At 61.1% G+C, this 20,963-nt stretch carries 21 protein-coding genes; 15 read left to right on the top strand and 6 right to left on the bottom strand.

What is annotated here, in order from left to right:
- A partial coding sequence (locus RTS12_RS14505; RefSeq protein WP_312529746.1) for an efflux RND transporter permease subunit occupies positions 1-446 on the top strand: 446 nt, incomplete at its 5' end.
- Here the strand turns inward: RTS12_RS14505 and recQ are convergent.
- Both recQ and RTS12_RS14495 read right to left on the bottom strand, forming a co-directional pair.
- On the bottom strand, positions 436-2,457 hold the full coding sequence (gene recQ, locus RTS12_RS14500) for a DNA helicase RecQ (protein WP_312529743.1): 2,022 nt from the start codon (positions 2,455-2,457) through the stop codon (positions 436-438). The two genes, RTS12_RS14505 and recQ, sit on opposite strands and share 11 nt — an antisense overlap.
- A gap of 2 nt (positions 2,458-2,459) precedes the next feature.
- Positions 2,460-2,753 carry a YggT family protein gene (locus RTS12_RS14495; protein WP_312529741.1) on the bottom strand — a complete coding sequence of 98 codons (294 nt, stop codon included), beginning with the start codon at positions 2,751-2,753 and terminating at the stop codon, positions 2,460-2,462.
- Between the two features lie 136 nt (positions 2,754-2,889).
- On the opposite strand from RTS12_RS14495, the gene RTS12_RS14490 reads away from it, so the two are divergent.
- From RTS12_RS14490 to RTS12_RS14465, 6 genes are all read left to right on the top strand, one after another.
- The gene (locus RTS12_RS14490) at positions 2,890-3,462 is read left to right on the top strand and encodes an acyl-CoA thioesterase (protein WP_312529739.1); all 573 of its coding nucleotides are present in this window, start codon (positions 2,890-2,892) and stop codon (positions 3,460-3,462) included.
- Between the two features lie 45 nt (positions 3,463-3,507).
- The gene (locus tag RTS12_RS14485; protein WP_312529738.1) at positions 3,508-4,869 is read left to right on the top strand and encodes an MFS transporter; all 1,362 of its coding nucleotides are present in this window, start codon (positions 3,508-3,510) and stop codon (positions 4,867-4,869) included.
- A complete protein-coding gene (mepA, locus tag RTS12_RS14480) occupies positions 4,866-5,744 on the top strand; it encodes a penicillin-insensitive murein endopeptidase (protein ID WP_312529737.1) in 879 nt (292 codons plus the stop codon). The genes RTS12_RS14485 and mepA overlap by 4 nt, the downstream gene beginning before the upstream one ends.
- Positions 5,717-6,706 (top strand): esterase-like activity of phytase family protein, encoded by a 990-nt coding sequence (locus RTS12_RS14475; RefSeq protein ID WP_312529735.1) that lies wholly within the window; start codon positions 5,717-5,719, stop codon positions 6,704-6,706. The genes mepA and RTS12_RS14475 overlap by 28 nt, the downstream gene beginning before the upstream one ends.
- Before the next feature lie 104 nt (positions 6,707-6,810).
- Positions 6,811-7,980: a serine hydrolase domain-containing protein gene (locus RTS12_RS14470; RefSeq protein WP_312529733.1), complete on the top strand. Its 1,170-nt coding sequence runs from the start codon at positions 6,811-6,813 to the stop codon at positions 7,978-7,980.
- 101 nt (positions 7,981-8,081) lie between these two features.
- Complete coding sequence (locus RTS12_RS14465) at positions 8,082-8,693, top strand: queuosine precursor transporter (RefSeq protein ID WP_312529731.1); 612 nt, start codon at positions 8,082-8,084, stop codon at positions 8,691-8,693.
- 402 nt (positions 8,694-9,095) lie between these two features.
- Here the strand turns inward: RTS12_RS14465 and RTS12_RS14460 are convergent, their stop codons facing one another.
- Complete coding sequence (locus RTS12_RS14460; RefSeq protein WP_312529728.1) at positions 9,096-9,848, bottom strand: DUF1003 domain-containing protein; 753 nt, start codon at positions 9,846-9,848, stop codon at positions 9,096-9,098.
- 189 nt (positions 9,849-10,037) lie between these two features.
- Here RTS12_RS14460 and choX point away from each other — a divergent pair, with 189 nt between their 5' ends.
- Positions 10,038-11,000 (top strand): choline ABC transporter substrate-binding protein, encoded by a 963-nt coding sequence (gene choX / locus RTS12_RS14455; protein WP_312529726.1) that lies wholly within the window; start codon positions 10,038-10,040, stop codon positions 10,998-11,000.
- A 1-nt stretch (position 11,001) separates the two neighbouring features.
- A complete protein-coding gene (gene betC / locus RTS12_RS14450; protein ID WP_312529724.1) occupies positions 11,002-12,501 on the top strand; it encodes a choline-sulfatase in 1,500 nt (499 codons plus the stop codon).
- A 30-nt stretch (positions 12,502-12,531) separates the two neighbouring features.
- Here betC and RTS12_RS14445 read toward each other — a convergent pair whose 3' ends face one another.
- Positions 12,532-13,725 carry an acetyl-CoA C-acyltransferase family protein gene (locus RTS12_RS14445; RefSeq protein ID WP_312529722.1) on the bottom strand — a complete coding sequence of 398 codons (1,194 nt, stop codon included), beginning with the start codon at positions 13,723-13,725 and terminating at the stop codon, positions 12,532-12,534.
- Positions 13,726-13,791: 66 nt separating this feature from the next.
- On the opposite strand from RTS12_RS14445, the gene RTS12_RS14440 reads away from it, so the two are divergent.
- The 5 genes from RTS12_RS14440 to RTS12_RS14420 all read left to right on the top strand — a co-directional run bounded on the left by RTS12_RS14440 (position 13,792) and on the right by RTS12_RS14420 (position 17,482).
- Positions 13,792-14,268 (top strand): LysR family transcriptional regulator, encoded by a 477-nt coding sequence (locus RTS12_RS14440; protein ID WP_312529720.1) that lies wholly within the window; start codon positions 13,792-13,794, stop codon positions 14,266-14,268.
- A gap of 60 nt (positions 14,269-14,328) precedes the next feature.
- Positions 14,329-15,072 carry a molybdate ABC transporter substrate-binding protein gene (gene modA / locus RTS12_RS14435; protein WP_312529718.1) on the top strand — a complete coding sequence of 248 codons (744 nt, stop codon included), beginning with the start codon at positions 14,329-14,331 and terminating at the stop codon, positions 15,070-15,072.
- 6 nt (positions 15,073-15,078) lie between these two features.
- Complete coding sequence (gene modB, locus RTS12_RS14430; RefSeq protein WP_312529716.1) at positions 15,079-15,759, top strand: molybdate ABC transporter permease subunit; 681 nt, start codon at positions 15,079-15,081, stop codon at positions 15,757-15,759.
- Positions 15,760-15,774: 15 nt separating this feature from the next.
- Positions 15,775-16,827, top strand: coding sequence for a molybdenum ABC transporter ATP-binding protein (modC, locus tag RTS12_RS14425; RefSeq protein ID WP_312529714.1), 1,053 nt, complete (start codon positions 15,775-15,777; stop codon positions 16,825-16,827).
- 76 nt (positions 16,828-16,903) lie between these two features.
- Entirely contained in the window at positions 16,904-17,482 is a 579-nt protein-coding gene (locus RTS12_RS14420) for a lytic transglycosylase (RefSeq protein WP_312529712.1), read from the top strand.
- A 104-nt stretch (positions 17,483-17,586) separates the two neighbouring features.
- Here the strand turns inward: RTS12_RS14420 and RTS12_RS14415 are convergent, their stop codons facing one another.
- Both RTS12_RS14415 and RTS12_RS14410 read right to left on the bottom strand, forming a co-directional pair.
- A complete protein-coding gene (locus RTS12_RS14415; protein ID WP_312529710.1) occupies positions 17,587-18,186 on the bottom strand; it encodes an outer membrane lipoprotein carrier protein LolA in 600 nt (199 codons plus the stop codon).
- Positions 18,187-18,284: 98 nt separating this feature from the next.
- Positions 18,285-19,508 carry a UbiH/UbiF/VisC/COQ6 family ubiquinone biosynthesis hydroxylase gene (locus RTS12_RS14410; RefSeq protein WP_409455689.1) on the bottom strand — a complete coding sequence of 408 codons (1,224 nt, stop codon included), beginning with the start codon at positions 19,506-19,508 and terminating at the stop codon, positions 18,285-18,287.
- Between the two features lie 110 nt (positions 19,509-19,618).
- On the opposite strand from RTS12_RS14410, the gene RTS12_RS14405 reads away from it, so the two are divergent.
- Positions 19,619-20,947 (top strand): amidase, encoded by a 1,329-nt coding sequence (locus RTS12_RS14405; protein WP_312529705.1) that lies wholly within the window; start codon positions 19,619-19,621, stop codon positions 20,945-20,947.
- Positions 20,948-20,963: the final 16 nt, after the last annotated feature.

Raw genomic sequence — 20,963 nt, 5'->3', positions numbered from 1 at the left:
TTTTTGCGGCAGCACCCCTTGGCCTGATCGGTGTCGTCGCCGCCTTGGTGCCATTTGGCGTGCCCATGGGTTTCGTGGCGATTTTGGGCATTCTGGCATTGATCGGCATTCTTATTCGCAATTCGATCATTCTTGTCCATGAAATCGAGGTGCTCTTGACCAGCGGTCACAGCCGTTGGGATGCCGTCTTTCATGCCTCGGACAGCCGCGCGCGCCCCATTTTGCTGACAGCGGCGGCTGCCTCATTTGCGCTGATCCCGATTTCGCGGCAGGTGTTCTGGGGGCCGATGGCCTATGCGATGATGGGTGGAATTATCGCGGGAACGCTGGTCACTTTGGTCTTTGTGCCCGCCCTATACTGCGCGGTCTTTGGTGTGCGCCCGCCCGGTCAGGACGGAAAAAGCCCGCAAGGCACGGCCTTGGCCCAGCCCCCCGTTAACGGTTGATTTCGTCAAGAAAGGCCGGGCCAAACCGATCAAGCCGCGCGGGATCAAGATAGCGCGACAGATCACGCGGGCGATCTTGAGCGATGCGGCGCAGAACGGCGCTGGACACGGACAGCGGCTTTTGTGTGCCCTCGGCCCCGCGTACCAGCTGGACTTGGGCTTGTTGCAAACGGTCAAAAAGCGCGCCCGCATCCAGTCCGGCCAAAGCGCGTCGGGCCGGATGCAAAGGGGCCACCTCGCCGGCAATGACGGCCAAAAACTCGCGGCCATAGCTTTCCAGTTTTTTGGCCCCGACCCCGCTGACCCGCGCCATGTCGTCCAGCGTCATAGGCCGAATCGCCACCATGTCGATCAGCGTCTTATCTGGGAAAATCACATAGGCAGGCACGCCTTGCGCCTCGGCCAAAGCACGGCGTTTAGCACGTAGCGCCGAAAACAGCGGGGCATCCTCATCCGAGACCTGTGCCCGCACCACCGGAGAGACGCGCGCCTTGGCAATCAGATCGCGGCGCAAGGTCACCGCAACTTCGCCACGCAAGACCGGATGGGCGTTTTCCGTGATCGCCAAGCCGCCGTGGCGCTCGGGATCAGGCCGGACCAGGTCGCGGCCCAGCATCTGTCGGATGATCGCCTGCCAGGCGGGCTTGGAAATATCGCGGCCGCAACCAAAGGTCGGCAACTGATCATGGCCACGCTGCTTGACCTTATCGGTCGCGGTTCCCGTCACCACATCGATGATATGGCCCGCGCCAAACATCTCGCCTGTGCGCAAGATCGCGGACAAAGCCTTGCGGACGGCCTCGGTCCCGTCAAAGGTTTCGGGCGGATTGTCGCAAATATCGCAATGCCCACAGGGGGGTGCTGTTTCGCCGAAATAGCCCAAAAGATACTGACGGCGACACTGGACCGCCTCGGCGAGCCCCAAAAGCGCATTCAGCCGCGCGTGATCTGCTGATTTGCGCTCGAATGGGGCCAGACCCTCGTCGATCTGGCTGCGGCGCAAGCGAATATCGTCCTGTCCGTAAAGCGTCATCGTTTCGGCTGGGCCACCATCGCGGCCGGCGCGGCCGATTTCCTGATAATATGCCTCGATCGAGCGCGGCAGATCGGCGTGGGCAACCCAACGGATATCCGGTTTGTCGATCCCCATGCCAAAGGCGATGGTCGCAACCACGATCAGACCGTCATCGCGCTGAAACCGCGCCTCGACCTCGCGACGCGCCTCGGCCTCCATCCCGCCATGATAGGCGATGGCCGCAAGCCCCGCCTCGCTTAAGGCCAGTGCCAGGCTTTCGGTCTTGGCCCTTGTGCCACAATAGATGATGCCCGACTGCCCCTCGCGGGCGCGGGCAAAGTCCAAGATCTGGCGGCGCGGGCCATCCTTGGGCGCAAAGGCCAGATGGATATTGGGCCGATCAAAACCATGCAGAAAGGTTAAAGGCGCGCCATTTGCAAAAAGGCGGCGCATGATTTCTTCGCGGGTTTCGGCATCAGCGGTGGCGGTAAAAGCCGCCAATGGCACATCCAGTGCCGCCCTCAGCTCTCCGATCCGCAGATAGTCAGGGCGAAAATCATGCCCCCATTGGCTGACGCAATGCGCCTCATCAACGGCAATGGCCGTGACATTGGCGCGCTTAAGCATCGAAACGGTTCCGCTCGAGGCCAACCGCTCGGGCGCCATGTATAGCAGCTTGAGATCGCCCGCGCGCAGCCCGTCAAAGACCGCGGCAGTTTCGTCCTCGGTATTGCCTGAGGTCAGCGCCCCGGCCGCAACCCCTGCCGCGCGCAACGCCCGCACCTGATCGCGGATCAGGGCAATCAGCGGTGAAATCACAACCGTGACGCCCTCGCGCATCAGCGCAGGCAGTTGATAACAAAGAGATTTACCCCCGCCCGTCGGCATGATGGCCAAAACATCTTGACCAGCGGCCACGGCCTTGACGATCTCTTCCTGCCCGGGGCGGAAGCCGTCAAAACCAAAGACCTGCCGCAAAAGGGGTGCGGCTGACATGATCAGAAGCTGTAAAACCAGCTGGCGTTGTTGATCAAAAGCCGCTGCAGAATGATGATAGCGATAAAGACCACCAGCGGCGCCAGATCCAGCCCGCCGGTATTGGGCAGGATGCGGCGGACGGGCGCATAAAGCGGCTCCAGCAGGCGCGACAGCCCGTTCCAGATTTGCCACACGACAGGTTGGCGCAAATTCAGCACCTGGAAGTTGATCAGCCACGACATGATGATATGCGCGATCATGATAAACCAGACCACATCCAGGATCATCATCAGGGCTTGAAACAGCGTGGTCATGGCAACCTTTCCAGAAAAGTTGCCATGACAGGTAAGCCAGAGCGCGCCCCCGCGCAAGTCGCCATGCCGCGAGGTCGTCGTTGACGCTACCAATCGCCGCAGCTAGCCCCGGTTCGAAGACAGTCAAGGAGCCCAGATGTATCCCCTCATCCGCTTTGCCAAAGATATATGGAGGGCGCGAAGCCTTCCGGCGCTGCCGCTGACGGGCGTTCATGTCTCGACCCATCGCTGCTGGCCGTGGGACCTTGACCCCTGGATCGAGCTGAACAACGGCCGCACGCTGACCCTGTTTGATCTGGGACGCCTGCCGCTGGCCGTGCGAACGGGTATCATCGGCACCATGAGGGCGCAGCGCTGGGGTATTACGGTGGCGGGAAATACCGTGCGCTATCGCCGGCGCATCCGCGCGTTTCAGCGCTTTACGATGGTCAGCCATACCTTGGGCTGGGATCACCGCTTCATCTATATGGAACAAAGTATGTGGTCCAAGGGCGAGTGCTGCAACAACATGTTGTTGCGTGCAGCGATTACTTCTGATCAAGGCATCGTCGCCCCCCATCGCCTGATGGAGGCAGCCGGTCGTCACGAGGCCAGCCCCGAACTGCCCGATTGGGTCAAGGCCTGGATCCATGCCGATGCGCAGCGACCCTGGCCCCCCACTATCCCCCCTCTGGCCGCGATCGATCCAAAAGACGATTTGCCTCGATAGCAAAATTCTGGCCTATTGGCCGCGCCTTACGCGACGGAGATCAGCGTGCTCGACAAGAAGCGGATCTGGGGATGGTGGTTTTTTGACTGGGCCAGCCAGCCCTATGCCACCCTGCTGATGACCTTCATCTTTCCCATCTATTACACGCAAGCCGCCAAGGCCCATTTCATGGCCCTTGGGCAGACCGAGGCCGCCGCAGGTGCCAGCGCGCAATCGCTTTGGGGTTACGGTCTGGCGGTTGTTGGGGTGCTGATTGCCGCTTTCGCCCCATTGCTTGGCGCGCTGGCGGATGGAACCGGTCGGCGGATGATGTGGATCTGGATCTTTTCGCTGTTTTACGTGATCGGCGCTTCGGCGCTGTGGATGCTGCTGCCCGATGGCAGCAATCTTGGCTTTGCGATTGCCTGTTTTGGGCTTGGCCTGATCGGGATGGAATTCACCGCCATTTTTACCAATGCGCTGCTGCCGGGTCTGGCACCTCGCCATGAAATCGGGCGGATTTCAGGGACCGGCTATGCCTTTGGTTATCTGGGCGGGGTGGTCGCATTGGCCTTTACCCTGCTGTTCTTGGCAGAAAATACGCAAACCGGGCGTACGTTGATCGGGCTGCCGCCGCTGTTGGGCCTTGATCCAGCCATGCGCGAAGGCACCCGAGCCGCTGGCCCCTTTGTCGCGATCTGGTACGTGATTTTCATGCTGCCTTTCTTTCTGTGGGTAAAAGAGCCGCGACAGACCGCCGTCAGCTCGGGCATTGGCCCTGCCCTGCGCAGCCTGGGCGCGCTGATCGCCAGCCTGCGCCACCGCCGCTCATTGGCGGCATGGCTGGTCTCGTCGATGTTTTCACGCGATGCGCTGAACGCGCTTTACGCATTTGGTGGTGTCTATGCGGCAGCCGTTCTGGGGTGGCCCGTGCTTTTGGCCGGTATCTTTGGCGTGGTCAGCGCCATTTCCGCAGCGATCCTGACCTGGGTGGGCGGACACGCCGACCATCGCTGGGGTCCGCGTCCGGTGATCTGGGGCTGTAGCCTGGTTCTGATTGCCGTCTGCATGGTCATTGTCGGCCTTAGCCGCGAGCAGTTTTTCGGCTACCCCCTGCAGCCGGGTTCGCATCTGCCTGACATCGCCTTTTTCATCTGTGGTGTCGCGATTGGCGGCGCCGGCGGCGCGCTTCAGGCCGCCAGCCGCACGATGATGGTCCGCCATACCAGCCCCGAGCGCGCAGCCGAAGCCTTTGGGCTTTACGCGCTTTCCGGCAAGGCCACAGCCTTTCTGGCGCCCTTGCTGATTGCACTGGTCACCGATCTGAGCGGCAATCAAAACCTCGGCATCTCTCCGCTGATCGTGATGTTCACTCTCGCACTGTTCCTGTTAATCTGGGTCAAACCAGAGGGAGAACCCGAGCAGTGATCCGACGCATCCTGACAACAGCAGCCGCGCTTGCCGCGCTGGCGCTGCCATTATCGCTTGCCCCCGCACAGGCAGATCCTTTGGCCAAGGATGTGTTCGGGGCAGCGCCGGGGCCGACAGGCGGACGCCCTGTCGCGATTGGCTTTTACTCGAAAGGGTGCGTTTCGGGGGCGGTTCAGCTGCCCGAAAGCGGCCCAAGCTGGCAGGCCATGCGCCTGTCGCGCAACCGCAACTGGGGCCATCCCCAGATGATCGATTTCCTGGTCGGCCTGTCGGGCGCCGCACAACGCGCGGGCTGGAACGGACTTTATATCGGCGATATCGGCCAGCCGCGTGGCGGCCCGGCCTCGTCCGGTCATGCCAGCCATCAGATGGGGCTGGATGCCGATATCTGGATGCTGCCGCCGTCCAGCCTGTCGCTGTCGCGTCAACAGCGCGAGGATCTGTCCTCGGTTTCGGTGGTGAACAAGGCCGGCACACAGCTGACCAAATACTGGAACCCCGGCCATATGGCGATCATCCGTGCCGCCGCCAGCGCCCCCCGCGTCGAGCGTATTTTCGTCGATCCTGTCGTCAAAGTTGCCATGTGCGACATGGAAACAGGCAATCGCAACTGGCTGCGCAAGGTGCGCCCGCTGAACAATCACGACTATCACTTCCATGTCCGGCTGAGCTGCCCCGCGGGCTCTAGCTGCCAGCAGCAAGACCCGCCACCTGCGGGTGATGGCTGTGCCGAAGCGGCAAAATGGATTGAAAACCGTATCAATCCCAGCCGCGTCAAACCCACGCCGCCCGATCCCGATTATCGACACCCCCGCAGCTATCGACTGAGCGAGATGCCCCAGCAATGCCAGACAGTAGCCGTCGCGCGGTAAGTGCCAAAAAAACGAGCTTTGTCCTGACCAGCCTTGCCGCCACAATCCTTGTGGCGGCACTGGCAACTGATGGGCTGGCCGCAGATGCGGCCCTCACGGTCGAGGCCACCCAGAACGACACCCCATCCCTTCCCGCATCGCCACCTCAGGTCGATTACATCGCCACCTATGTCTGGTCTGAAAATGACCCTGATTTCGGCGGCTATTCGGGCATTGAAATCTCGGATGATGGCCTGTCATTCACCGCTTTGTCAGATCGCGCCACTTTGCGCTGGGGCACGATCGAGCGCGACAATGCAGGCCGGATTCGCGCGATGGATTCCGCTGGTAATGCCCGCTTACGAGACAGCAATGGCAAGCCGCTAAAGCCGGGCAATCTTGGCGATTCCGAGGGGCTTGCGATCGGGCCTGACGGGGTCATCTATGTCAGCTTCGAAGGTCTGGTACGGGTCGTGCGCTATGATACGCCCGACAGCCCGGCAAAGGTGCTGAAAGGCCCCCCGGAATTTCGCCAGATGCAGCGCAATTCCGCGCTTGAATCATTGGCGATCACGCCCGACGGCACGCTTTTGACCATGCCCGAGCGCTCGGGCAAACTGGAGCGGCCCTTTCCGGTCTGGCGCTGGCGCAACGGGGTCTGGGATCAGCCCTTTTCGGTGCCGCGCAACGGAAACTGGTTGCCGGTCGGCTCTGACATAGGGCCGGATGGGCGGTTTTATCTGCTCGAGCGGGACTTCAAAGGGCTGCTTGGCTTTTTGTCGCGCGTCCGCCGCTTTGATTTAAGCGAGGATGGGCTGAGCAATGAACAGGTTTTGTTGCAGACCCGTCCCATGCAATATGACAACCTTGAAGGCATCTCGGTCTGGAGGGATGATTTCGGCATCCGGCTGACCATGGTCTCGGACGATAATTTCAACTTTTTCCAGCGCACCGAATTGGTTGAATATCGGGTCACCGATTAGGGCCTTGTCAGCCGTTTTCCGCATCCCCTGCCCGCCACGGCTTTACTTCCCCGCCGCGCTGCCTTTCCATTCGCTCCAGATGGCAGATTAGGGAAAGCGGAAAAATGAGCGAAAGCACAGACCAGCAGACCGCGTCACAGGCAATCGATCAGGCCATCGACAGGGCCATTGCCCAAAACCGCATCGTCGGAACAGTGGTGATGATGGCCGAGAACGGGCAGATCACCTATCGCCGCGCCGCAGGTTTTGCCGATCGCGAGGCCGGGCGCGAGATGCAGACCGATACGTGGTTTCGCTATTCCTCGGTCTCTAAACCCTTCACCACCGTTGCCGCGCTGCGCCTGATGCAAGACGGCCTGCTGTCACCCGATGATCTGGTGCGGCGCTGGCTGCCCGATTTCACCCCCGCCTTTGCGGATGGCCAACGTCCCGATATTCGCGTTAGCGATCTTTTGAACCATACGGCAGGGCTGGATTACGGCTTTAACCAGAATGCCAAGGGCAGCTACGCGCAGGCCGGGGTTTCGGATGGGATTTCAGAGCGCGAGATCTCATTGGCCGAAAACCTGCGGCGCATTGCCAGCGTGCCGCTGGATCTGACGCCGGGTCGTGACTGGCGCTATTCGGTCGCGACGGATGTGCTGGGTGCGGTGATCGAGGCCGTCACCGACAGCGCCTTGCCATTTGCCATGGCCGATCTTGTCACGGGGCCTTTGGCACTGGATGCCGCATTTTTCCTGCCCAATACCCGCCATCTGAGCGCCCCCTATGCCGATGGCCCCAGCGATCCACGCCGGATGGAGGGCCTCACCCGGGTTCAGGGCAGTCTGCCCGAGGGTCAGGCATTTGCCTATGACCCCGATCGCATCACCGAAATGGCGGCCTTTCCGTCGGGCGGGGGCGGCATGGCAGGCACGGCCGAGGCGGCCTTGATCCTGCTGGAAACGCTGACGGGTGGGGATTTTCTTCAGGCCAAGTGGCGCCAAGCGGCCTTGCAGGGGCGCTATGATTTCGCCCCGCCCGGCCACCCGACCCGCGGACCCGGCTATGCCCACGGCTGGGCAGGCGCAGTCCTGAAAGACCCGGCTGCGGCCAAGACCCATTTATCGCCGGGCAGCGTCACCTGGGGCGGCATCTATGGCCATTGCTGGTACATCGACCCGGCGCGCCAACGCACGCTGGTCGCGCTGACCAATACCGCAGTCGAGGGAATGGCCGGTGCATTCTCGGTCGATATCCGCGAGGCTGCCGCCAGCGCACCCGCCCCAAACTGACCCCAAGCAAGGTTGACTCAGCGCTGAACAGGGCGTATCGGCCCGATTTGCCTGCAGATGCAGGCCGAGTTCTCCGCTACCTTGTCAAAACGGAACCTGACATGTCCCGCATTCTTCCTGGCATCATTGCCATGGCCATCGTCGTTGTGGCCTCCAATATTCTGGTCCAGCACCTGCTGGGCAGCTGGCTGACCTGGGGGGCGCTGACCTATCCCGTAGCCTTTCTTGTCACCGATGTCATGAACCGCATCTATGGCCCCACTGCCGCGCGCAAAGTGGTGTTCGCGGGCTTTGTGACCGGGGTGATCTGCTCAATCATTGCTGCGGGCCTAGACAAGACGACCCTGCGTATCGCCATCGCCTCGGGCGCGGCATTCCTTTCGGCGCAATTGCTGGACATCGCGGTGTTCAACCGTCTGCGCCAGCGCAACTGGTGGCTGCCACCGCTGGCGGCAACGGTCGCAGGTGCCATTGTCGATACTGTGATCTTTTTCGGCATCGCCTTCTGGACCGGCCTTAGCGGTGTCTTTCCCCATGACGATGTTGCCTGGGCCAATGAGCTGGTCCCGCTCTTGGGCCATGGTCCCAGCCTGCCCTTGTGGGTGTCGCTGGCCGTCGCCGATTGGTCGGTGAAAATGGTCCAAGCGATCTTTGCGCTGCTGCCATTCCGTATCATTGTAGGCAATTTGATCGAGCGCCGCGCGCAAATCTAATTGACAGACCAGATATCTGTGTCACGCTTCCTATAACGGCAACATTTTGAAAGGAGGTGGTCCAGTGTCGAGAGTGATAGTGGAGAGAGGTGTCGGGACAGTCAGGGTGGCCGTGGCCTAAGGGCAGCCCCAAGGGTCGTAAACCCTGACTGGGACGGTTGGCTCCAGCCCTAACCGGACCATCTCCGTAGATCTCGCGGGCCGCACCGAAAGGGCGGCCCGTTCGATTTTTGACCCGTCCAGAAATGGGCCATGGTCAAGCTGGCCAAACGATGCCTGTGCTTGGCATCAGCCTGCTGCCTTGCGCGCAGAATGGCCAGGATTTCAGATCATGACGCGCCGCGCGGCCCGGATCAGGGGCTTTTGCCGCTTTGGGATGCCCGCCGCGCAAATTGGCAGCACCTATTTCGGCGGCGTATCACCCGATTGCGCGGTCGCGACTTCGGCAGGAAATTCGCGGCGCATCTCATGCAGCAGATCGATCTGGATGCGCTGAATTTCTAACAGGCGGCGCCATTGATGGGTCAGCTGGTGATCGATTTTATCATGCAGCAAACGCAGCTCTAGCTCGGATTTCAGGTTGATCTGGTAATCATTCTCGGCGCGCTGGCGATCTTTTGCCTCTTGGCGGCGCTGGCTCATCATGATCACAGGCGCCTGAAAAGCCGCCACGCAAGACAAAAGCAGGTTCAACAAGATAAACGGATAGGGGTCAAATGGCCTGGAAAAGACCCCGGCCACATTGACCGCCATCCACACCACCAGAACCGCGAAAAAGCACAGGATAAAGGTCCAAGACCCACCCCATTCAGCGACCCGATCAGCCATGCGGGCGCCAAAACCTGCCTTTTCATCCTCTTCGTCGGGCGCGGTCTGCAGCGTCAAAAGCCGACCGTTATGCAGGGCGGTTGCAACCTCGGTTTCCAGCTCGCCCAGCTCTCCGGTTTCATCGGCAAGGATCTGGGTCAGGTAAAGCTGGCGATATCGCTGCAAACATTGCGGACAGATCAGGCCGGCCTCGCTCCAACCAGGGACATCTTTACGGATCAGCGCCGAAAGCGAGCTGCGGATGTCACTGCCCGAGGTCAGCAGTTTGGCCTGAAAATCACGACCACAGACATCACAACGATCATGCGCGCTTTCGGGGTCGGACATGCAAGCCTCCTGCGGTTGCGACCGCCCAGCCGGGCGATTTGGCCCGACGATAGCGAAAGGATTGGCAGGTCACAAATTGTCTTGCGCGCGCGAAGCATCGATCTTGACTTGATTCCCCTGCCAGCGCCGCGTCTTGATGAGGGGGAAGCACTCTTGCAATAAGCAAGGGGCACAACTGACGAGGACGCTATGTCAAGATTTGCCTCTTCCCCCCGCGCACGGCTGTCTGGCGCCGCGCTGATCACCCTGATCGTCGCAGGCGCCGCCCCTGCCTTTGCCAATGATCCGGCCAGCTGCGCCACCGTGCGCCTTTCAGATCCCGGCTGGACCGATATCACGGCCACCAATGGTGTCGCCTCCGCGCTGCTGAAAGGGCTGGGCTATAAGCCCGATATCCGTACTTTGGCGGTTCCGATCGGCTATGAGGCGTTGAAAAACGGCGAAACCGATGTGTTTCTTGGCAACTGGATGCCAGCCCAGCAAAAATTCCGCGATGACTTGGACGCCTCGGGCAAGACCGAAGAGCTGGTCCAGAACCTCAGCGGCGCCAAATTCACTTTGGCTGTGACCGGCACCGCCAAGGATCTGAACGTCAAGGATTTCGCCGATCTGGATGCCCATAAAGACGCATTCCAGGGCAAGATCTATGGCATCGAGCCCGGCGCACCGGCCAACCAATCCATCGCCAAGATGATCGCCGATGATAGCTTTGGCCTCGGCGATTGGGAGCTGGTCGAATCAAGCGAGCAAGGCATGCTGGCTCAAGTGCAGCGCAATGACAGCGCCAATGTACCTTCGGTCTTTTTGGCCTGGGCGCCCCATCCGATGAACGTCAAACTGAACGTGATCTATCTATCGGGCGGAGATGCCGAATTTGGCCCCGATTTCGGCGGTGCCTCGGTCCATACGATCGCGCGCAAGGATTGGGTCGCACAATGCCCCAATATCGCCCGGCTTTTCAGCCAGCTGACCTTTGACGTGGATATGGAAAACGTCCTGATGGGCAATATCTTGGATGACGGAATGGACGCCTCCAAGGCGGCCGCCGGCTGGATCGCGGCCCATCCCGAGGTTGCGGCGAAATGGCTGGATGGGGTTAGCACGCTTGACGGCAAGCCCGGCGCAGAAGCGGTTATGGCTGCGGTGAAGTAACGTGTCCACTCGTCCCAATATTCTGATTTTGATGGCAGATCAGCTGTCGGGGGTTCTTTTCCCCGACGGCCCTGCCGATTTTCTGCACGCCCCCAACCTCAAGAAACTGGCCGCGCGGTCGACAAGGTATAAAAACGCCTATACCGGCAGCCCGCTTTGCGCGCCGGGCCGGGCAAGCTTCATGTCCGGGCAATTGCCGCGGCGGACGCGGGTCTATGACAATGCCGCTGAATTTGCCTCGGATATCCCGACCTATGCCCATCACCTGCGCCGGGCGGGCTATCAGACCACCCTGTCGGGCAAGATGCATTTCGTCGGCCCCGATCAGCTACATGGTTTCGAAGAGCGTCTGACGACCGATATTTACCCAGCCGATTTCGGATGGACGCCCGATTACCGCAAACCCGGCGAGCGCATTGATTGGTGGTATCACAACCTTGGCTCGGTCACCGGCGCGGGCGTGGCAGAGATTACCAACCAGTATGAATATGACGACGAGGTCGCCTATAACGCTTGCCGCAAGCTATACGACCTGTCGCGTGGCGCCGATGAGCGCCCATGGTGCCTGACCGTCAGCTTTACCCATCCCCATGACCCCTTTGTCGCGCGGCGCAAGTATTGGGATCTTTACGAGGGCGCCGATGAGTTGGCGGCCCCCGCCCCGATCGCCTATGAGGATCAGGACCCTCATTCCCAGCGTCTGATGGATGCCTGCGATTTTCGCGGACTCGACGTGACCGAGGAAAATATCCGCCGCTCGCGCCAGGCCTATTTTGCCAATATCTCTTATATCGACGACAAGGTCGGCGAGATTTTGGATGTGCTTGAGCGCACCCGTCAGGATGCGATCATCCTTTTCCTGTCGGATCACGGCGAAATGCTGGGCGAGCGCGGGCTATGGTTCAAGATGAACTTCTTTGAACAATCGGCTCGTGTGCCTTTGATGATCTCGGCTCCGACGATGGCGCCGGGGCTGGTTGAAACGCCGGTTTCAACCATCGATGTCTTGCCAACGGTTTGCGATCTGGTGGGTATTTCCATGACGGAGATTGCGCCATGGACAGATGGCAAGTCTTTGGCTGGTGGCGCACAAGAGCGCGGGCCGGTTTCGATGGAATATGCGGCGGAAGGCTCGATCACGCCATTGGTGGCTTTGGTGGATGGGTCCTGGAAATATATCGCCTGCCCCGCCGACCCCGAGATGCTTTTCAATCTGGCCGAAGATCCGGCAGAGCGGGTGAACCTTGCCACCGATCCGGCCGCGGCGGCCGAGTTGGAGCGGATGCGCGCGCAAGCGGCCGCACGCTGGGACTTGGGTGCCTACGATTCTGAGGTTCGCGAAAGTCAGGCGCGGCGGTGGATCGTTTACGAGGCGCTGCGCAACGGGTCTTACTATCCTTGGGATTATCAGCCCCTGATGAAGGCCTCGGAGCGCTATATGCGTAACCATATGGATTTGAATATCCTTGAGGAATCCAAACGCTTTCCCCGAGGCGAGTAAAGAAAGGGCGGGAAATCCCGCCCTTTTTCTTCAGATCCGCTCGATCGCCAAGGCAATGCCCTGACCGCCGCCGATGCACATGGTGATCAGGGCTTTTTTCCCGCCAATCCTGTCCAGCTCGGACATGGCTTTGATGGTGATGATTGCACCAGTGGCCCCGATCGGATGGCCCAAAGCAATCGCGCCGCCGTTGGGGTTCACCTTTGCCGGATCAAGGCCCAGGCCTTTGTTGACGGCCAATGCCTGAGCCGCGAAGGCCTCGTTCGATTCGATCACATCGAAATCGGCAGCAGTCAGCCCGGTTTTGGCCAGCAATGCCTGCACCGCCGGAACGGGGCCGATCCCCATCACCTCGGGGCGCACGCCGGCAACCGCATAGCCCAGAATACGGAACTTCGGCGTCAGCCCGGCAGCCCTGGCCGCATCCGCCCGCGCCAGCACGATTGCAGCGGCACCGTCATTAAGCCCCGAGGCATTGCCCGCCGTCACCGTGCCGTCCTTTTGGAAGGCTGGGCGCAGGGCTGCCAGCTTGTCCAGATCGCTCGCCTTGGGATGTTCATCCGTATCAAATGCCACGATCCCCTTGCGGGTCTTGATCTCGATCGGGACGATCTGGTCGCGAAAGCGCCCCTGCGTGATTGCTGCGGCCGCACGGTTCTGGCTTTCCAGTGCGAAACTGTCTTGCGCCTCGCGAGAGATGTCATTTTCGCTGGCCACGTTTTCGGCGGTCACGCCCATATGGCCAGTTCCCATAGGGCAGGTCAGTGCGCCGACCATCATGTCGACCATCTTGGTATCGCCCATTTTCGCGCCAAATCGTGCCGCCGGGACAGAATATGGGGCGCGGCTCATGGATTCGGCGCCGCCCGCGATTGCAAAATCAGCATCCCCCAGCGTCAGGGCCTGAGTTGCCGAAATGATCGCCTGTACGCCCGAACCGCACAGCCGGTTCACGTTCATGGCGGGCGTCGTATTGGGCACACCCGCATCCAGCATCGCGACACGGCTAAGATACATGTCGCGCGGCTCTGTGTTCAGCACATGCCCAAAGACCACATGGCCGATTTTATCGGGCGAGATCCCTGCACGTTCAATGGCAGCTTTGGTCACGGTGCTTGCAAGCTCGATTGGGGTGACGCCCGCAAGGCTGCCGCCAAAGGTGCCGATGGCTGTGCGCGCGCCCGACAAAATGACGATCTCGTTTTCAGACTGAATCTTCGACATGACGTTTCCTGTGGCTGGACTGTGCGGGAATGCTAACTTGCTGCAGCGCGGCAGGAAAGCTTTTCCTTGGCAGATGCATTCTTGCGCAGGAGACGCTTTGTGCCGAAACTGGCGCTTATGAAACAAGATCCTCGCCTCAGCCTCCGTCTTCATTTTCAGCAAGGTCTGACCTTTGGTCGCGGCAAAGCTGACCTTTTACATTACATTGATGAGGCGGGTTCGATCTCGGCGGCCGGGCGGCGCATGGGCATGAGCTATCGTCGCGCCTGGGCGCTGGTCGATGAGATGAACACCACCTTTACCGAGCCTTTGGTCGATAGCGCGCGCGGGGGCGCGGGCGGCGGGGGCGCGGCGCTGACCCCTAAGGGCCGAGAGGTTTTGGACAACTACCGCGCCTTGGAGCAAATCCTGCGCGATACTGGCGCCCCTCATCTCGAGGCTTTGCGCCAATCCCTGCGGCCCCAAACCGAAATCCAGGCCCAAGGCGAAGACGCAAAGAATGCCCTGGCCGATCCCCATGCTGAATTGGATTGCGGGAAATAAGGCTTGCCCGTGACCGGAGGCTCTGGTTATGTCCAATCAAACACAACGCCGGAGCCAATCATGCGCCATTCCCTGATCGCAATCGCCCTGTCGGCCTTTGTTGCCACCCCGGTTTTTGCCGAAGAGATCACCATTTTTGCCGCTGCCAGCCTGAAAACCGCGCTGGATGACATCTCGAGCCAATGGCAGAAAACCTCGGGCGATACCGTGACGATTTCCTATGCCGGCAGCTCGCAGCTTGCCAAACAGATCCAACAGGGCGCGCCTGCCGATATCTTTATCTCGGCGGCAGAGAACTGGATGGATGAGCTGGCAAAGACCGACAACATCGATCCTTCAACGCGCAGCGACCTGTTGGGCAATACGCTGGTACTGGTTGGCCATGGCGCCAGCAAACCGGTCGATCTGGCCAATCTTCCCGAAGCTTTGGGCGAGGGCAAACTGGCGATGGCAATGGTCGATTCCGTCCCGGCGGGCCAATATGGCAAGCAAGCGCTGGAAAAGCTGGGGCTGTGGGACAAGGTCGAAAGCCATGTGGCACAAGCCGATAACGTGCGCGCGGCGCTGACCTTGGTCGCGACCGGCGAGGCGCCTTACGGCGTGGTTTATGGCAGTGACGCCGTGGCTGAAAAAGACGTCAGCGTCGCGGCGACCTTTCCCACCGACAGCCACGACCCGATCATCTATCCGGCGGCGATCGTAAAAGGCTCGACCTCGACCCAAGCGGGCGCTTTCCTTAATAGTCTGCGCGAGGAACCCGCCAAAAAGGTCTTTGAGGATCAGGGCTTTACCGTACTTCCGTAAGCGGTGATGAGCTGGCTTGGCCCTCAGGAATGGCAGGCGGTTGCACTGTCGGTTCAGGTCTCGCTTGTGGCGATGATCTGCAGCCTGCCCTTTGCAATTGCAGTGGCCTGGCTCTTGGCGCGCAAGGATTTCGTGGGGCATGGTCTTTTAAGCGGGATCGTCCATTTGCCGCTGATCCTGCCCCCGGTCGTGACCGGCTATCTGCTGCTGCTGACCTTTGGCACGCAGGGGCCGATCGGGTCATGGCTAAAACCACTGGGCATTGTCTTTGCCTTTCGTTGGACCGGGGCTGCCTTGGCAGCGGGGGTCATGGCTTTTCCCCTGATGGTGCGCGCGATCCGTCTGGGTTTTGAGGCGGTGGACCCCCGGCTGGAAGAGGCAGCAGCCACCCTGGGTGCCCCCCGAGCATGGGTCTTTATTTCGGTCACATTGCCGCTGATCATGCCTGCCCTATTGGCAGGGGTCACGCTTGGCTTTGCCAAGGCCATGGGGGAATTCGGCGCGACAATCACCTTTGTCTCGAACATTCCCGGCAAGACCCAGACCGTTCCCTCGGCCATCTATGCGCTGCTACAAGCCCCCGGCGGGGATGGCGCGGCCATGCGGTTGATGCTGATTTCCGTGGTCATTGCCATGGGTGCCGTGATCTTGTCCGAATATCTGGCGCGCCGCGCCGCGCGCGGATAGCTTGGGGCATTGAGCATGGCACTTTGTGTTTCCATCAGGCGTCAGTTCGCCGCAATGGCGCTGGATATTACCTTTGAGGCGCCACCGGGTGTCACTGCGCTCTTTGGCCCATCAGGTTGCGGCAAGACCTCGACGGTGAATGCGGTGGCGGGGCTGCTGGCGCCCGATAGCGGGAAAATTTCGCTAGACGACCGCGTGCTTTATGATTCCCGCGCCGCGATCAACCTGCCCGCGCGCGAGCGCCGCATCGGCTATGTTTTCCAAGATGCCCGTCTTTTCCCCCATCTCAGCGTAGCCTCGAACCTGCGCTATTCGTGGCGATGGCGCCGGGGCGCGATGCGCGATTTTGACCGTATCGTCGAGATGCTGGACCTTGGCCCGCTGCTTAGGCGGCGCCCGCGCCATCTGTCGGGGGGCGAAAAGCAGCGCACCGCGATTGGTCGGGCGCTGCTATCGGACCCCGCGCTTTTGGTGATGGACGAGCCCTTGGCCGCGCTGGATGAGGGCCGCAAATCCGAGATCATGCCCTGGCTCGAACGTTTGCGCGACGAGGTCAGGCTGCCAATGCTATATGTCAGCCATTCAACCGCCGAGGTTTTGCGGCTGGCCACAACACTTGTCATGCTGCGGGGCGGCCAGGTCAGCTATGCTGGACCATTGGACAAGGCGATTTCGGATGCCGAGATCGGGCCAGAATTCGGCACGCGCGAGCCGGGGGCGCTTTTGCCGGGCACTGTGATCGCGCAAGAGGGCGATGGGCTGTGCCGCGTCGCCACCCCTGCCGGTGAGCTCTTGTTGCCCGATCAAGGCGAGGCACCGGGGACCAAGATCCGACTGCGCATCCTGGCCCATGAGGTCATTTTGTCCCTGACCCCGCCCGTCGGGATTTCCGCGCTGAATGTCTTGCCTGCCCGCGTGCAAACCCTCAGCGGCGGCTTTGTCGAATTGCAGATCGGCACGGCGCATCTGCTGGCGCAGATCACCCAGCGCTCGGTTGCCGCACTGGATCTGAAACCCGGCAAAACCTGCCATGCCATCATCAAATCGGCGGCAATGGTCCGATCCTAGGACGGCCTTCGGGTTTTGCATTGGCGCGTGCCGACATTTTCTTTATGCTCGCCAGCAAAAAGACCATGAGGGCAGCATGAACAGGTATCTCAAACTGGCGATTGTCGGGCTGGTCGCGTCCTGTGGCGGCGGCGGCAGCTATAAGGCGCCGCGCAATCTTGATAACGCCTGCGCCATCGTCGCCGAGCGTCCCGCCTATTACAAAGCCATGAAAACCACTGAGCGGCGCTGGGGCGTTCCGGTTCATGTGCAGATGGCCTCGATTCACCAGGAATCCAAATTCGTCGGCGACGCCCGCACCCCTCATCAATATGTGCTTGGTATCATCCCGGTCGGACGCCAAAGCTCGGCCTATGGTTATAGCCAGGCATTGGACGGCACCTGGGAAGAATACCAGAAAGAGACCGGAAATCGCCGCGCAAGGCGCGACAATATCCGCGACGCGACCGATTTCATGGGCTGGTATATGGACGGAACCTCCAAGCGTCTGGGGATTTCGAAATGGGACGCCCAGTCGCAATATCTGGCCTATCACGAAGGCCGCAGCGGCTTTGCCAACGGATCGCATAACGGCAAGCCCTGGCTTTTGAACGTATCGGCCAATGTTGCCCAACGCGCCGAAAAATATCGCGCCCAGCTTGCCTCTTGCCGCTAAGGCGCCAGAACCCACACTAAGACAGCAAAAAGGCCCCGGATCATCGGGACCTTTTGTTCAACTGCTGTCAGATCGCGCCGGCGTGGCTGCGCTTTGGCCAGGGATCAGCGACGACGGTCGATCTCATTCTGGATGGCGAATTTCGAGGGCGGAATGGACACGCCCAGCTTCATGTCGCCCAAGATCACAGTCGTTTTGACACCCGAACTATCCGTCACCACCCATTGACGCAGCTGGGTCGGATTGGCGCTGAACACCATCTGGATATTGCCATATTCCGGGTGCTGAGGGTCCTGCGCCGTAACCACGGTCGTGTTTTTCTTCTCGGTATGGCCAGTTACCATCCGCGCCTGACCCAAATTGACATTGGGCGCCAGAATGATCGAAAGCGGCGTTTTCGATAGCGGATATTGCTGCGGCCCCGCATTGGATTTGCGGTCGAAAACCGCGACCTGCCCGGCCGAGGCCAGAACCAGCGTCCGATCGCCCTTATATTCGAAACGTACCCGGTTGGGGCGGTGGATAAACACCGTCCCGGTCGAGATCGTGCCATCACCATTCACCTGAGTGAAATCGGATTGCGCCGTCTGAATGCTGTTCAGATAGCGCGAGATCTCGTTAAGCGAGATTTTCTCGGCCATGGCCGGAAAGGCAAGGCCAAGGGCAAGGACGGGCGCAAGCGCGAGGGAAAGAAGCTTTTTCATGGGCCGAATAATACCGTTTCTGCAAAGGCTTGCACATCACGTTCTCTGGATGCACAGCAGCATAACTCTTGGGAATGTCGCGCGTTCCGCCGCTGTCGTCAGAGTGATCGCCCCGTGAGCAAGCGCGGCATCGGATTAAGGCTCAGCCCCGCCGCCTGACGCATGAACCCCCGACGCAAAGCCGGAACCGCATCGACCAGCCCCATGCCCAAAGCACGGCCTGCACGCAGGATGGGATTATCGTTGGAAAAGATCGCATTGACGCTATCCATGCCATAGGCCAGCAAAGTGGCATCGCCGCGCCGCCAGCTTTCATAGCGCTTCAAAACCGCAAGCGCGCCCATATCTTCGCCACGGCGATGGGCCAGCACCAGCGTCTCGGCCAGCGAGGCGACATCGCGCAGGCCCAAGTTCAGCCCCTGCCCCGCAATCGGATGCACGCCATGGGCCGCATCGCCGATCAGGGCGACCCGCTCTGCGGCATAAGAATCGGCCAGTGTCATGCTGAGCGGATAAGAAAAGCGCGGCCCTGCCAGGCTGATCTCGCCCAGAAAATCGCCAAAGCGCGGATGCAGGACTTTTAGAAATTCCGCATCTGGCAAAGCCAGGATGGCGCGGGCGCTGGCCTCGGTTTCCGACCAGACGATTGACGAGCGGTTGCCCGGCAGCGGCAAAATCGCCAATGGCCCGCTTGGCAGGAACAGCTGCTGCGCAATGCCATGATGGGGCAAGGCGTGATCAATGGCTGCCACCAAAGCAATCTGGCCATAACTATGTCCCTTGCGCCGAATGCCCGCGCGCGTCGCCACGCCCGAGCCACGGCCGTCGGCCCCCACCAGAACCTTGGCCGAAAAGCTGCGCCCATCCTTAAGGCCTACCGCGATTCGCGCACCCTCAGTCTGTTGCGAGATGACCTCGGCGCCCGCCACATGCGTCACCTTGCCCGCCATTGCCCCCAACAGCGCGCGGTACAGGAAGCGATCCTCGAGCATATAGCCCAGACGGCCTTCTTCGATCTCGGCGCTGTCGAAATGCAGGTGGAAATGGCCCGCGCCCTCTCCGGCATGGCCCTGGCTGGCGCGCACCTGATTGATGGGCTGCGCCTTATCAGCCAGCCCCTTCCACAGCCCCAAAGCGCTTAACAGCCGCTGCGAGGCCAAAGCCAGCGCATAAGCGCGCCCGTCAAACTCATCGCCCGAACGCGCATCCGCGGGGCGCGCATCCACGACAGCGACAGATAGCCCGGCATCTGCCAGCGCCAAAGCCAGTGCGGGACCGTTCAGGCCTCCGCCCGCGATAACGACATCGAATTCATGTTCCATGCCGCGCAGTATCTCTGCCACGGCGGCAATGTCCATGCGCCATTGAAGCAGGAACGCCCTCAGAGTAGCGTCGATCCAAAGCAGATTTTTGGAATTTCACGGAGGCAGAAATGGATTGGTTGCGGGCATCGGTTGCCGAACAGGGACGGGCAATCATGGCCGGGCTTATCAGCCCCCTTGAGCAGACCGAAGCCTATCTGGATGCGGCCGCCAAACACCCCTATGGCGCGCGTATCTTTGCGCGCATGACCGGGGAACGCGCGCGCAAGGAATCGGTCGCGGCCCATGATCGCGCCAAGGCCGGGCTGCGCCGTGGCTTGCTGGACGGAGTCGCGATCAGCTGGAAAGACAATATCGACACCGCTGGTATCGCGACCGAGGCCGGCTCGCGCCTGCTTGAGGGGCGTACGCCGGATCAGGATGCCGAAATCCTGACCAATGCGACCGGCGAGGGGCTGATCTGTCTGGGCAAGACCCATATGACCGAGCTGGCCTTTTCTGGGCTTGGGCTGAACCCGATGACGGCCACGCCGCCCAATGCCTATGATGCGGCGCTGGCACCGGGGGGGTCGTCCTCGGGAGCGGCGGTTTCCGTGGCGCTTGGCCTGGCGGCGGCAGCGATTGGCACAGACACCGGCGGCTCGATCCGGTTGCCCGCAGCCTGGAACGGGCTGACTGGCTTTAAGCCGACCCATGGGGCGATTTCAGGTCAGGGCATTGTGCCGCTGTGCCTGCGCTTTGACACGCCCGGCCCGATTGCCCGCACCGTCGAGGATTGCGCGCTGATCTTTTCGGCGCTGACCCAAACCCCGGCCATCGACCTGTCCGAGACGCCCAACCGCAAACTGCGCCTGCTGGTGCTCGAGGGCACCCCCTTTGATCAGGCTCGCGATGCCCCGGTTGCGGCCTTTGACGATGCGGTCGCGCGGCTGGCCAAGGGCGGCGCGCAGATCAACCGCGCCACGATCCCTGCCGTGGCCGAGGTCTTTGAGCTGGCCGCGACCGTCTTTGCCCCCGAGGCCTACGGCATCTGGCGCGCCCAGATCGAGGACGCGCCCGAGCTGATGTACCAACCGATCCTGCACCGGTTCCGCGGCGGTAAGGATGTCCTGGCGACTGATTACATCGCCGCCTGGATCCGGCTCGAGGAATTGCGCCAGGAATATGCAGCGGCGACGGCGGGTTATGATGCGGTGATCGTGCCGACCTCTCCGATCCTGCCGCCCGACGCCGCACGGCTGTTGTCGGACCCAGAGTTCTTCGCGCGCGAGAATTTACTGGCTTTGCGCAATACTCGGATCGGCAATTTCATGGGCTTGCCCGCGATCACCCTGCCGACCGGGCAACCCGCCTGCGGGATCATGCTGATGGGCCGAGCCGGTGGCGACCGCGCGCTTTTGGTCACCGCCGCCGAGGCCGAGGCCGCACTGGCCCGCTAGCCCTGTGGCCGCGGGC

The sequence above is a fragment of the Paracoccus sp. (in: a-proteobacteria) genome (assembly GCF_032007265.1).
GTDB lineage: Bacteria > Pseudomonadota > Alphaproteobacteria > Rhodobacterales > Rhodobacteraceae > Paracoccus.
The sequence above is the reverse complement of the archived record's forward strand: the minus strand, read 5'-3'. Positions and strand labels throughout refer to the sequence as shown.